The organism is Nitratireductor sp. J20-h4 (genome assembly GCF_056780505.1).
On record NZ_CM165557.1, the window covers coordinates 1,426,719 to 1,439,406 of the forward strand.

10 protein-coding genes are annotated in these 12,688 nt (G+C 64.8%); 2 read left to right on the forward strand and 8 right to left on the reverse strand.

Annotation, left to right across the window (positions count from 1 at the left end; genetic code table 11):
- Positions 1-5: 5 nt before the first annotated feature.
- The 6 genes from aat to ACT2B0_RS06985 all read right to left on the reverse strand — a co-directional run bounded on the left by aat (position 6) and on the right by ACT2B0_RS06985 (position 5,305).
- Positions 6-623 (reverse strand): leucyl/phenylalanyl-tRNA--protein transferase, encoded by a 618-nt coding sequence (aat, locus tag ACT2B0_RS06960; protein ID WP_473462918.1) that lies wholly within the window; start codon positions 621-623, stop codon positions 6-8.
- 14 nt (positions 624-637) lie between these two features.
- On the reverse strand, positions 638-1,981 hold the full coding sequence (gene accC / locus ACT2B0_RS06965) for an acetyl-CoA carboxylase biotin carboxylase subunit (RefSeq protein WP_473465832.1): 1,344 nt from the start codon (positions 1,979-1,981) through the stop codon (positions 638-640).
- A gap of 7 nt (positions 1,982-1,988) precedes the next feature.
- Positions 1,989-2,453, reverse strand: coding sequence for an acetyl-CoA carboxylase biotin carboxyl carrier protein (gene accB / locus ACT2B0_RS06970; protein WP_473462921.1), 465 nt, complete (start codon positions 2,451-2,453; stop codon positions 1,989-1,991).
- 31 nt (positions 2,454-2,484) lie between these two features.
- The gene (gene aroQ, locus ACT2B0_RS06975) at positions 2,485-2,919 is read right to left on the reverse strand and encodes a type II 3-dehydroquinate dehydratase (protein WP_473462923.1); all 435 of its coding nucleotides are present in this window, start codon (positions 2,917-2,919) and stop codon (positions 2,485-2,487) included.
- Between the two features lie 168 nt (positions 2,920-3,087).
- Entirely contained in the window at positions 3,088-3,903 is an 816-nt protein-coding gene (locus ACT2B0_RS06980) for a DsbA family protein (RefSeq protein ID WP_473462925.1), read from the reverse strand.
- 28 nt (positions 3,904-3,931) lie between these two features.
- The gene (locus ACT2B0_RS06985; protein WP_473462926.1) at positions 3,932-5,305 is read right to left on the reverse strand and encodes a M48 family metalloprotease; all 1,374 of its coding nucleotides are present in this window, start codon (positions 5,303-5,305) and stop codon (positions 3,932-3,934) included.
- Positions 5,306-5,453: 148 nt separating this feature from the next.
- On the opposite strand from ACT2B0_RS06985, the gene ACT2B0_RS06990 reads away from it, so the two are divergent.
- Positions 5,454-6,605: a pyridoxal phosphate-dependent aminotransferase gene (locus ACT2B0_RS06990; protein WP_473462928.1), complete on the forward strand. Its 1,152-nt coding sequence runs from the start codon at positions 5,454-5,456 to the stop codon at positions 6,603-6,605.
- 331 nt (positions 6,606-6,936) lie between these two features.
- Here the strand turns inward: ACT2B0_RS06990 and ACT2B0_RS06995 are convergent, their stop codons facing one another.
- The gene (locus ACT2B0_RS06995) at positions 6,937-7,746 is read right to left on the reverse strand and encodes a hypothetical protein (RefSeq protein WP_473462931.1); all 810 of its coding nucleotides are present in this window, start codon (positions 7,744-7,746) and stop codon (positions 6,937-6,939) included.
- Positions 7,747-7,798: 52 nt separating this feature from the next.
- The gene (locus tag ACT2B0_RS07000) at positions 7,799-10,672 is read right to left on the reverse strand and encodes an Rne/Rng family ribonuclease (protein WP_481658463.1); all 2,874 of its coding nucleotides are present in this window, start codon (positions 10,670-10,672) and stop codon (positions 7,799-7,801) included.
- Between the two features lie 603 nt (positions 10,673-11,275).
- On the opposite strand from ACT2B0_RS07000, the gene ACT2B0_RS07005 reads away from it, so the two are divergent.
- The gene (locus tag ACT2B0_RS07005; RefSeq protein ID WP_473462935.1) at positions 11,276-12,538 is read left to right on the forward strand and encodes an N-acetylmuramoyl-L-alanine amidase; all 1,263 of its coding nucleotides are present in this window, start codon (positions 11,276-11,278) and stop codon (positions 12,536-12,538) included.
- Positions 12,539-12,688 lie beyond the last annotated feature (150 nt).

Consider the following 12,688-nt stretch of genomic DNA (forward strand, 5'->3'; position numbering starts at 1 on the left):
GGGGTCTACGGATAAAACACCGCGTGACCGGTGGTGGCCTCGGCAAGCAGGCTCTCGTAGCGGCGCCGCGGCATGTCGACAGCGCCAAAGCGCTTGAGATGGGCCGTGGTGAATTGCGTGTCCAGGAGCACAAAGCCGCGTGCGCGCAGGCGTTCGACGAGATGGACCAGGCAAACCTTGGATGCGTCGCGCTCGCGCGAAAACATGCTTTCCCCGAAGAACGCGCGCCCGAGCGTGACCCCGTAAAGACCGCCGACCAGGCGCCCGTCCCGCCAGGCCTCCACGGTGTGGCAATGGCCGCGCGCGAAAAGTTCGCGATAGGCCGTGCGGATCGGCGCGTTGATCCAGGTGCTCATCCGACCTGAGCGGGCTTCCGCGCAGCCTGCCAAGACGGCCTCGAAATCGCGGTCGAAAAAAATCTCGAACGGCGCCTGGCGCAGCGTCTTGCGCAGACTCTTGGAAACATGAAGTCCGTCGAGCGGGATGATCCCGCGCGTCTCCGGGCGGACCCAGAACACGTCCGGGTCGTCGGCGCTCTCGCCCATGGGAAACACACCGTTGGCATAGGCCTTGAGCAACAAGTCCGGCGGTATGTGATCTCCTGGCGCGAACGGCCTCGTCATCTCAAGCGGTCAACTCAGTCCTTGGCTGCGAGATAGTTCTCCAGCCAGTGAATATCGTAGTCTCCGTTGGCGATGTCGATATTGCCGACGAGGTCGCGAAACAGCGGCAGCGTGGTGTTGATGCCGTCGACCACGAATTCGTCGAGCGCGCGCCGCAGGCGCATCATGCATTCGACCCGGTTGCGCCCGTGCACGATCAGCTTGCCGATCAGGCTGTCGTAATAGGGCGGAATCTTGTAGCCCGAATACACGCCCGAATCGACACGGATGCCCAGCCCGCCGGGCGTGTGGAAATGGGTGATCGTGCCCGGCGAGGGCACGAAGGTGCGCGGGTCCTCCGCGTTGATGCGGCATTCGATGGCATGGCCCTCGAAGCGGACCTCGTCCTGGGTCACCGAAAGGCCCGCTCCCGAAGCGACACGGATCTGTTCGTGCACCAGATCGATGCCGGTGATCGCCTCGGTGACGGGGTGCTCCACCTGGAGGCGGGTGTTCATCTCGATGAAGTAGAAATTGCCGTCCTCGTAGAGGAACTCGATCGTGCCGGCGCCCGAATAGCCGAGATCGGCCACCGCGCGGGCGCAAATCTCGCCGATGCGGGCGCGTTCCTCATCGTTGAGAGCGGGCGAATTGGCCTCTTCCCACACTTTTTGATGGCGTCGCTGCAGCGAGCAGTCGCGCTCGCCCAGATGCACGCTGCCGCCACGGCCGTCGCCCACGACCTGGATTTCGATATGGCGCGGCTTTTCGAGATATTTTTCGATATAGACCGCATCGTCGCCGAAGGCCGCGCCGGCTTCCGAGCGCGCCGTCGCCAGCGCGACACTGAGATCTTCTTCGTCGCGCGCGACCTTCATGCCGCGTCCGCCGCCGCCGGCTGACGCCTTGATGATGACCGGGTAGCCGATTTCGGCGGCGATGCGCTGGGCTGTGTCCTCGTCGGTGACCGCCCCCTCGGAGCCGGGCACCACCGGAATGCCGAGACGTTTGGCCGTGCGTTTGGCTTCGATCTTGTCGCCCATCACCCGGATATGGTCTCCGGACGGGCCGATGAAAGTGATGTTGTGGGCAGCCAGGATGTCGGCGAATTTGGCGTTTTCCGACAGGAAGCCATAGCCGGGATGGATCGCGTCCGCGCCGGTGATCTCGCAGGCCGCCACGATCTGGTGGATGTTGAGATAGCTGTCGCGCGACGGCGGCGGCCCCACGCACACGCTCTCGTCGGCGAGTTTGACATGCATGGCGTCGGCGTCGGCGGTCGAGTGGACCGCTACCGTCTTGATGCCGAGTTCCTTGGCCGCCCGCAGCACGCGCAGGGCGATTTCCCCGCGATTGGCAATGAGGATTTTATGAAACATCACCGCCTTACTCGACCACGACCAAAGGTTCGCCGAACTCGACCGGCTGCGAATCCTCGAACAGGATCGCCTTGACCGTGCCGGCGCGCGGCGAGGGGATCTGGTTCATCGTCTTCATCGCCTCGATGATCAAAAGCGTCTGGCCCTCGCTCACCTTCTGCCCGACCTCGATGAACGGCTTGGCGCCCGGTGCCGCCGCGGCGTAGGCCGTGCCGACCATCGGCGAGGTAACGGCGTTCTGTGTCGTGGCGATGGGCTCTGGGGCCGGGGAAGAGGTATGGGCCGGGGCCGGGGCAGCAGGGGCCGGCGCGGCCGGCATCGCCGCCGTCACCTGGGCCGGCGCGCTCTGGCGCGAAACGCGGACGCGCAGGTCGTCCTGCTCGACCTCGATCTCGGAAAGATTGGTATCGTTGAGAATCTCGGCCAGGTCTCGGATGAGCTGTTGATCCACAACGGGTTTCTTTGTCGACATTGGAACTGTTTTCCTCGTGGTGGCCATGCGGTCAAACGCGCTCGGCTAGCGCTTGCAGGGCGAGCGTATAGACAACGGGTCCGAAACCGCAAATGACGCCCGCCGCGACCGGCGAGACATAGGATGTGTGCCGGAAGCTTTCGCGGGCATGGATGTTGGACAGGTGAACTTCGGCGACCGGCAGGCCGGCTGCGCGGATCGCGTCGTGGATCGCGATCGAGGTGTGCGAGTAGGCGCCCGGATTGATGATGATCGCGTTCGCCTTGTTGCCCGCCTCCTGGATCCAGTCGACGAGCTCGCCTTCGTGGTTGGATTGGCGGAACTCGATCGTCAGGCCCAGTCTGGCGCCGGACTCCCGACAGTCCGCCTCGATGTCGGCCAGCGAGTGTCCCCCATAGATGGCGGGTTCGCGCTTGCCCAGCATATTCAGGTTCGGGCCGTTCAGGATATAGACGGTTCGCGACATTTCGACCTCATGGCGCGCAACGATCCTGCCCGCGCCGGACTTTGGAGCCTTTCACGGTTCGCTCCAACCATGCAAGGCTCTATAGTTGCCATAATCGCGAGAGGAAAGAGCGCAAGTGGGAACTTGCGCTGTCCACAATAGCCCATCGGGGGCGCCCGGTCGGAGCCGTCAGCAGCTCGCCGTCTCGCAGTTGCGCAGTGCCTCGACCTTTTCGGCCAGAACCTCACGACCCAAGGCGCCGAAAACCACCTCCTGGCCGACCACGTAGGACGGCGTGCCGGTGATCTGCAGCTTGTTGGCCAGATCGTAGGTGCGGGCGAAGGCCTCGACAATCGCCGGGTTTTCCATTTCCTCGCGCAGCTTCGCCTCGTCCGCGCCGAGTTCCAAGGCGATGCCGATGGCCCGCTCTTCCGTCGCGCGGGTCGCGGCACCAAGCAGTTTGGCGTGAAAATCGCCGTATTTTTCCGGCATCAACGCACGAAACGCCATGGAAACGACATGGGCGCGCTGCGAATCCGGACCCAGGATCGGGAATTCCTTCAAAACGAAACGGATCTCGGGATCTTCTGCGGTCAGTGCCTCCATGTCGGCCATCGCGCGTTTGCAGTATCCGCAATTATAGTCGAAAAACTCGACCAGCGTATATTTGCCGGCCGGATTGCCGTAGATGCCGTCATACGCCGAGTTGAAGAGTTCGTCCGACATGGACGCGATGATCTCGCCCTGGGCGACGCGTTGCTCTTCCTGCTGCTTGGTTTCCAGCGCCTGCTGGACCTCCAGCAGCAATTCGGGATTTTCAAGCAGGTAGCTGCGGATGATCTCCTCGACATCGGCCCGGTCGAGCGTGCCGGCGGCCTGCACCACCGCAGGCTCGTGCTGGCTTGCGGCCGCCGGCGTGACGGGGCGGCCCGACAGATAGCCGGCGACCAGCATCATCGCCGAAGCCGCGATGCCCACCATGCCGATTGCGAATATTTTCTTCATGTCCATTGGTCCCGATGACACGCGCCGGCTATTTTCGCCTGGGCGGCTTTGCGTTGATGATGTCCTGCGCCCGCACCCAGGCGGGGCTGCCACGCTTCAGTTTTTGCTGGGCGCGCGCCGCGAAGATTCGCGCCTGATCGTAAGAGCCTGAATAATAATGCATGTCGGCCGAAGCCAGTTCGGCTTCGCCGATATTGCCGAGCCGGCCGTGTGCCTGGCCGAGCAGCATGTAGCCATCCGGGTTTTCGCGATCGCGGTCGAGCGCCTGGCTGATCTGGCGAACCGCCTCGCGGGTCGATTTTTCGTCGCCGGCCGCAAGCAGCGCCTTGCCGTAGCTGATCTGGATGATCGACGATCTGGAGCCGTCAAGCTTCTGCGCCCGCGCATAGGCCTTGGCCGCCGGTCCGGGCTGGTTGGCGCGGATCAGCACGTCGCCGCGCAATTCGTGGAAATAGGCGTTGTTCGGCTGTTTGGCGATCAGCGCGTCGACCTTGGCGAGCGCGTCGCGCGGCCGTCCGCGCAGATGGGTGTTGATGGCGTCGCCGTAAAGCGCGCCCAGACTGCGCGGGTTGGCGCGAAACAGCCGTGCCGTGGCCGCCGCGCCGCTGGTATGGGCGGCGATCTTGGCGCGCATCAGATCGTGCCGCAATTGCAGCGTGGCCGGGTCCTGCTTGCCGAAATGCGGGCTTTTCTCGGCAAGCGTCTTCAAATTGGCGATCCGCTCGCGCGGCATTGGATGGCTGATCTGGTAGGGGTCGACGCGCGAGCCCGTCAGCGCCAGCGCGCTGGCGAAGCGCTCGAACGTCGTCAGCATGCCGCGGGCCGACTGGCCGGTGCGCTCCAGATAGGTGAGCGCCAGCCGATCGGCCGAGCTTTCCTCCGTGCGCTGGTAGCCGAGCAGGCCGCGGCGGGCGAGTTCCGCCCCGGCCAGCGCAATGCCGCCGCCCGAGCGTGCGAGCCCGCCATTGTCGGTGAGCGCGCCGCCGACCGAGGCGCCGATGCCGAGCAGCGTCGACACCACGGCCATGGTGCGTGCGCGCGCGATCTGGGCGCGCAGGCGTTCCTGGTGGCCGCCGGCCAGATGGCCGGCCTCGTGCGCCAGAACGCCGATGATCTCGTTCGGTGTCTCGGCCGTTAACAGCGCGCCGGTATTGATAAAGATGCGGCGGCCGGCGACAAAGGCATTGAAGCCGGGATCGTTGACCAGCACGATGTCGACGCCGGTCTTGCCGAGGCCTGCCGCGCGCAATACCGGCCGCGCGTAGTCGCTCACCAGCGCCTCGATCTCGGCATCGCGCACGATTGGCACGCGCTGCTGGGCGCTGGCGAAAGGAACGGCGACGTATTGCAGCACGAGCAGGCAGGCCGCGACGAAAAGCGCGGCGCGTGCGGGGCTGGTCATGCGCATCCTGATCTTGGACATTTCAAAAATCACAGGTAGACGACCCGAACTCTGATGGAAAGGCCAAGCGACGGCGTTCATGCATTCGTGATGCGACGCCATCCGGTGCCGGACGGGCCATCAAGCAGCAAAAGGCGAGGGTGAAGGCATGACAGTGGCGATATCAAGGCGCAGCGCCGTCGAACCGTTCCATGCCATGGATGTGCTGGCGGAAGCCAACCGTTTGAAACAAAACGGCTGTCCGATCATCTCCATGGCCGTCGGCCAGCCGTCGGACCCCGCGCCCGAAATCGTGCGCCAGGCCGCGGTTGAAGCCGCGCACGAGGGCCGCATCGGTTATACCGACGCGCTCGGCATGGCGGGACTGCGCGAGGCGATCGCCGCCCACTACCACGATCATTACGGCGTTGCAGTTGCGCCCGGCCGGGTGGTGGTCACCACCGGGTCGTCGGCCGCCTTCAACCTGTCCTTCCTGGCGATGTTCGACGCCGGCGAGCGGGTGGCGATCACCGCGCCCGGCTATCCCGCCTATCGCAACATCCTTGCCGCCCTGGGGATCGAGGTTGTGGAAATTCCCTTGCACGGCGACGGCTATCTGACGGGCGATTTGGTCGCCGAAACCCATGCCAGGACACCGTTCAAGGGCCTGCTTTTCGCCAGCCCCGCCAATCCGACCGGTTCGGTGATTCCGGCCGACGAGATCGCGCGCATCGCCGCTGTCGCACGCGATCGCGGCATCGCGCTGATTTCCGACGAGATCTACCATCGGCTCGCCTTCGGCGCGCCCGACACGACCGCGCTTTCAGTCGATCCCGATATCGTCGTCATCAACTCGTTCTCGAAATATTACTGCATGACCGGCTGGCGCATCGGCTGGATGGTGGTGCCGGACGCGCTGGTGCGGCCGATCGAGCGCATCCAGCAGAGCCTCTACATTTCCGCGCCGGATCTGTCGCAGCGCGCCGCGATTCGCGCTTTCGACGCGACCGAGGAGCTGGAACGGGTCAAGGCGCGTTACGCAGCCAGCCGGGCGATGCTGATGGAGCGGCTGCCTGCACTGGGTCTGCGCATCGCCGCGCCGATGGACGGGGCATTTTATGCCTACTGCGACGTCTCGGCTTGGACCAACGATTCGATGGCGTTTGCCCGCCGCATGATCGCCGAAGCGCATGTTGCGGCCACGCCCGGGCTCGATTTCGACACGGTCGAAGGCCACCGCACGATGCGGTTTTCCTATGCCGGCGAGACCGAGGCGATGGCCGAGGCGATGGACAGGATCGGCCGCTGGCTGGGCGTCTAGAACCGTTCCTCTTTAGCTGGAATTGTTTGACCGCCGGGACTTCGCGGTCTGGCCAGGAGCGCATGGCGATGCGGTGCAGGCACCGTGAGCCGGGCGCGACGCCGTCCAGGACGGGAAAGACCAAGGTCGGGCGATTGCGGTTTGACGGGCGATATCAACACTATGGACGCTTCCGGCTTGGACAGCTTTTCCGCCCCGGCCCGCGTCGAAGCCCTTGCCCGATAGAGATATCGCGCTGCGGGCTTCTCCTTGCCGGAGCGAAAAATCCATCCCATCAAACCGCTTCCAGTTAAGGAGGAGCGGCTCTAGGGCAGGGGGGACGAAATCCGTCTCACGCCTCGGTTGTCGGCATCTCGATGGCGAGCGTGGTCTTGAGATGCGTGCGGGTCGCCGCCTCGAACCGCGCCGGCCAGTCGATGCCGCGCGCTGTGGCCAGCTTGCGGGCGCGCGGCAGATAGGCGTCGGCATAGGCGAGGTTTGCGGCGATCGTGGACGCCTCGTCCGGCACCGCTGTCGGCAGGCCGGCCAGAAGCGCCTTCTGCTCGTCCGTGATCAGCCTGTTGAGATGAAGCGCCCCACCCCTGTGGGGGGCGCCGGTTTCCTCGATCAACAGGTCGATCAGCAGGTTGCGCAGATGGAACAGGCCCGTCACCGCGTTGAGATATTCCTTCCGACCGACCGCAAGCGGAAGCAGGCCCAGGATGCGAAGAAACTCCTCGAACTGCCAGAGCAGGCGCCGTGCGTCGGTGCGAGTGGTCGCGCCGCCCTCGGCCAGGGTCGCGGCGATACCGTCATCATCGAACAGCATCTTGAGCCCGTCCTTGGCGCGCCCGGCAATGCGCGCCGGGGCAAGGCCATGCACGTCGATCCGCAACCAGCTTTCGGTGATGGCGTTGATCAGCAGGCTTTCTTGGCCACGCAGCTCGCGCCACAGCACGATCTCGCCCGCCGGGCCCAGCGCAGTGCGCCAGGACTCCACGAAATCGCCCTGCAGACTGGCCGGCACGGCGGCGAGAAAGTCGATATCGCTGTAGGCGTCTTCGAGTCCCGCACCGTGGCTGCCGCTCAGAAAAAGGGCCCTGACACAAGGCTGGCCGCGCAGCGTTTGCGTCACGGTTTTGGCGAGCGTCTGCGCGTCCATGGCGTCGACCGGTCAAAAAAACCGGGGCCAGGGCCCCGGTTCGGTATTGAGATCAGAAAAACCCTTTGCGCTGCCACCATCCGGCCTTGCGCGGCTTGGTCTCGGCTTCCGGCTCTTCCGCGGCATCGGCAACCGAGGAGGTGACCACCGGCTCCGCCTTCTCCGCGCTTTCGGCGGCCGGCGCGCTCGCGGCCGGCTCCGGCGCGACAGGATCAGGCGCGACCGGCTCCGGCGCGGCGGTTTCGGCGACCTTCTTCCTGCGCCGCGGCGCTTTCTTGGCCGCCGGTTTGGGCGCGGTTTCTTCCGGTGCCGCTTCCGTATCCGCGACGGGCTCTGCGCTTGCGGTTTCAGCCGTCTCGGTTTCGGCTTTCACCTCAGTCTCGCTCGTCGCGGCACTGTCTGCCGTTTCGGCAACCGGATCGGCCGGCGGGGCGGTCTCGACGGCGACGGCTTCGCTGCGTTCTGCGGCCGCATCCTCGCCCTCAGCCTCATCGGCGGTAGCGCTCTCGCCGTCGCTCGTTGGCGTTTCCTCGTCGGCTGTCTGGTCGCGACGGTTCTTGCGCCCTCCGCGCTTGCCGCGCCGGCGCTTTTTGCGATCGCCGCCCGCGTCGTCCTCGTCGGAGGCCGCGGTCTCTTCAGCCTGGTCGTCGCCGTCCTGCACGGCTTCGGCGTCGCCGTTGTCGCCTTCTGCGGATTGCTCCCTGTCGCGGCCGCCGCGGCGCTTGCGCCGCCGACGCTTCTTGCGGCCGCGATTGTCGCCGTCCTCGCCTTCGCCCTCGTCCTGGTCGGTGCCGGGTTGCGTGTCGGTCTCTTCTGCCGCCTCGATGTCGTCGAGGTCGCTCGACACGCCGACCGGCACGAGCGCCTGGACGTCGACCGGGCTTTCGACCTGCGCGCCCTTGGTGATCAGGTAGTGCTGCATGCCGACGCTTTCATCGGCTTCGATCGTGATCGTCAGGCCGAAGCGCGCTTCCAGATCGGCGAGGTTGCCGCGCTTGTGATTGAGCACGTAGAGCGCGGTCGCAACCGGGGTGCGCACCGTGATATGGTTGCGCGCATCCTTGAGCAAAAATTCCTCGATCGCCCGCACGACGTGCAGCGCCACCGACGAATCGGAACGCACATGCCCCGTGCCGCCGCATTGCGGACAGGGTTTCGTGGTCGATTCCAGCACGCTGGCGCGGATGCGCTGGCGTGACATCTCCAACAGGCCGAAATGCGAGATACGGCCGACCTGGATGCGCGCGCGGTCGAGCTTGAGATGGTCCTTGACTCGTTTTTCGACCGCTCGGTTGTTGCGCTTCTCCTCCATGTCGATGAAGTCGATGACGATCAGGCCGGCCAGGTCGCGCAGCCGCAACTGGCGGGCGATCTCCTCGGCAGCCTCCAGATTCGTCTGCAGCGCGGTGTCCTCGATCGAGTGTTCCTTGGTCGAACGCCCCGAATTGACGTCGATCGACACCAGCGCCTCGGTCTGGTTGAGGATGATGTAGCCGCCCGATTTCAGTGTCACCTGCGGCTGCAGCATCTTGTCGAGCTGCGCCTCGACGCCGTGGCGCACGAAAAGCGGCACCACCTCGCGATAGGGCTGCACCGCTTTGGCATGGCTGGGCATCAGCATGCGCATGAAATCCTTGGCCTCGCGATAACCCTCCTCGCCGGAAACCAGGATTTCGTCGATCTCCTTGTTGTAGAGATCGCGCACCGAGCGTTTGATCAGGCTGCCTTCCTCGTAGACCAGGCTGGGGGCGGTCGAGGCAAGCGTCAGCGTGCGCACGTTCTCCCACATCCGCATCAGATATTCGTAGTCGCGCTTGATCTCGGCCTTGGTCCTGTTGGCGCCGGCCGTGCGCAGGATCACGCCCATGCCCTGCGGCACTTCGAGATTCTTGACCACGTCCTTCAGCCGCTTGCGATCGGGAGCGCTGGTGATCTTGCGCGAAATCCCGCCGCCGCGCGCCGTGTTGGGCATCAGCACCGAATAGCGACCCGCCAGTGACAGATAGGTGGTCAGCGCCGCGCCCTTGTTGCCGCGTTCTTCCTTGACGACCTGGACCAGAAGAATCTGGCGACGTTTGATGACTTCCTGGATTTTGTACTGCTTGCGTACCGCCCTGCGGCGGCTGGGCAGTTCTTCCAGCGCGTCCTCGGCGCCGACCGATTTAACTTCGCCGTCCGCCTCGTCCTGCGCGTCGGTCGTCTCCTCCGTGCCCTGTCGTGCCCGGCCTCTGCGGCGCGAACGGCCGCTGCGGGCGGCGGGGGCGTCAATCTGCCCGGCGTCCTGATCGGTGCCGTCGGCCTGTTCGTCGTCGGACGCGTCCTCGGTGAGATCGGAGGTGACGACATCGGCGTCGGTGCGCGCCGGGATCGCGGGGCCTTTCCTCTCGCCGTCCTCGCCCTGTTCATCGGCCTCGTCGTCGGCGGTTTCAAACGCCGGCATTTCCGAAGACTGGGCACCTTCGAGCGCGGGCGCCTCCTGGCCGTCCTCGTTCGAATTGCCATCCTCGTCCGAACCGTTGTCGGCGCTCGCCTCGCGATCGGCCGCGGAGCCACCGCGGGAACGTCCGCCGCGCTTGCGCCGCTTCGGGCGGCTGCGCTCGGCGCGCTCTTCGGCCTCGTCGTCGTCGTCCTCGGACACTGCCTCAGCTTCCGCTTCCAGCAGGGCCTGCCGGTCGGCGACCGGAATCTGGTAATAATCGGGATGGATTTCGCTGAAGGCGAGGAAGCCGTGACGGTTCCCGCCATATTCGACGAAAGCGGCCTGCAGGGAGGGTTCGACGCGGGTTACACGTGCGAGATAGATGTTTCCTTTGAGCTGCTTTTTGTCCTGCGATTCGAAATCAAATTCTTCAATCCGATTGCCGCGAACGACGACAACCCGTGTCTCCTCCGGGTGGGAGGCATCGATGAGCATTTTGTTGGGCATTATTGCTGTTCTCCCCGGCAGCGATCCGCACCGGTGGGCTCAGTCTGCTGAGCCGTCGATGACCGGGGCGGATAAGGCTGCCGGACCAAATTGTGTTCGCCGTCGAACGACGTGCCCCCGGCACAATTCGGCCCGCTGCCGTGGCGGCGCGGGAGGCTCCGAATTCGTTGCTCAGGGTACAGGCCATCAAGGGACCGTCGAACCGTTTCAATGGAGGCCCGGACAAGCCGGACCAGTTTTGTGCTCTTGTCGAGCCGGCGCGGAGTTGTCATGACCCGGCCGTTTTCCTGACGCAAAGGCTTTCTTTGTCATGAATGCCTTGACGAAATTCTGTTGGGTCACCGGCGCGCCGAAGCTCGAGCCGTCGCGCTACGTCGCTCTTTACCTTCGAAAACCTTCAAAGGAAGGACGGCAAGACACGTTTCGGGCATTGAAGTGACCCGCCGACGCTTTTATGATTTGGACGCGACAATAGCAACCCCGTTTGCGATGCCGGCAAAAGGCGATAGCGAGTGCCTCGAACCGGCAAGGCTCGGTCAAGCACGGTCGTTTATGAGCGTCGTAGACACCGGTTTCCGTCATAACTCGCCTGCGCCTAATTGGATGCTGGACAACGTGCCTTGCCGCCCCAACCTTTTCGAACGCGCCGCATCGTGGCGTCTGGTCGCCATGGTCATCGCCGCGATCCTGTCCGTGTTAATGCCGGTGGCGCTGCACGCCCAGGTCGCGAATGCGGACCGGGTGGCGGCCAGCGCCTACCGCATGGCCGGCGATGCCACGCGCATGCGCGTGGTGATCGAGTTCGACCGCGCGCCGCCGCTGAAATGGTTCTTGCTGCGCGCGCCGCATCGGTTGGTGATCGATCTGCCCGAAACCGCTTTCGGCTTCGATTCGAAGGCGCTCGATCCGCGCGGGCTGGTCAAGGAGGTTCGTTACGGCAATCTCGGCGACGGGCGTTCGCGCATCATCCTGGCCTCCGACGGACCGTTCGCGGTGGAAAAACTCGCCATACGGAAAAACGAGGATGGGGCCGGGCACCGCATGATGCTCGATCTGGTCGCCGCGTCGGAACGCGAGTTCGAGCAGGCTATGGCAGAACTCGCACAGGCCGCCGGCTCGACCATCGCCCAGGACAAGCGGGACCGGCTGATCAACGCCCAGCGCGACGCCGACCGCAAATTCACCATCGTGCTTGATCCCGGTCATGGCGGCATCGACGGCGGCGCCGAGGGCGTGCGCGGCACGGCCGAAAAGGACCTGACCTTGTCCTTTTGCAAGGAGTTGCACGCCGCGCTGGAAAAGACGGGGCGCTACCAGGTCTTCATGACCCGGACCGAGGATGTGTTCTTGCGCCTTGACGAGCGGGTGCGCATCGCGCGCCAGCACGAGGCCGATCTGTTCATTTCCGTGCATGCCGACTCGATTCGCTACCCCAATATTCGCGGCGCCACCGTCTACACGTTCTCCGAACAGGCCTCCGACGAGATCGCCCGTGCCGCCGTGATCCGCGAGAACCTGGCCGATTCGCTGGCCGGCATCGAAAGTCCGGAACAGAGCCAGCAGGTGACCGACATTCTCGTCGATCTCGTCCGGCGCGAGACGCTCGGCTTTTCCGTGAGTTTTGCCCGCGCCCTGGTCGACAGGCTCGACCAGACGATCGAGATGATCAAGAATCCGCACCGCTCCGGGGCCTATCGCGTGTTGCGGGCCCCCGACGTCCCGTCCGTCCTGGTCGAACTCGGCTATCTGTCGAATCCCAAGGACGAGGCCCAGCTTCTCGACGTCGACTGGCGCAAGAGGGCGGTCGGCAGCCTGATCGAGGCGATCGCCTCTTATGCGGCCATGGCCGGGGGGGCGAGGGGATGAGGCGCTGGTGTGGATGGAATGGCTGCATGCCTTGTCGTTGCCGCAATTTACCCACATCGCCCGGGCAGAAGAATTTCAAAGCGTTTTGTCGGGGTGACGATGCCGGCAAGTGCGCTATAGCGGTCCCGCATGGGGATTCTTGCGGACTGG

Coding starts and splice junctions, on each gene's coding strand:
- aat (WP_473462918.1), bottom strand. CDS start 623: ATGACGAGGCCGTTCGCGCCAGGAGATCACATACCGCCGGACTTGTTG.
- accC (WP_473465832.1), bottom strand. CDS start 1,981: ATGTTTCATAAAATCCTCATTGCCAATCGCGGGGAAATCGCCCTGCGC.
- accB (WP_473462921.1), bottom strand. CDS start 2,453: ATGTCGACAAAGAAACCCGTTGTGGATCAACAGCTCATCCGAGACCTG.
- aroQ (WP_473462923.1), bottom strand. CDS start 2,919: ATGTCGCGAACCGTCTATATCCTGAACGGCCCGAACCTGAATATGCTG.
- ACT2B0_RS06980 (WP_473462925.1), bottom strand. CDS start 3,903: ATGAAGAAAATATTCGCAATCGGCATGGTGGGCATCGCGGCTTCGGCG.
- ACT2B0_RS06985 (WP_473462926.1), bottom strand. CDS start 5,305: ATGACCAGCCCCGCACGCGCCGCGCTTTTCGTCGCGGCCTGCCTGCTC.
- ACT2B0_RS06990 (WP_473462928.1), top strand. CDS start 5,454: ATGACAGTGGCGATATCAAGGCGCAGCGCCGTCGAACCGTTCCATGCC.
- ACT2B0_RS06995 (WP_473462931.1), bottom strand. CDS start 7,746: ATGGACGCGCAGACGCTCGCCAAAACCGTGACGCAAACGCTGCGCGGC.
- ACT2B0_RS07000 (WP_481658463.1), bottom strand. CDS start 10,672: ATGCCCAACAAAATGCTCATCGATGCCTCCCACCCGGAGGAGACACGG.
- ACT2B0_RS07005 (WP_473462935.1), top strand. CDS start 11,276: ATGCTGGACAACGTGCCTTGCCGCCCCAACCTTTTCGAACGCGCCGCA.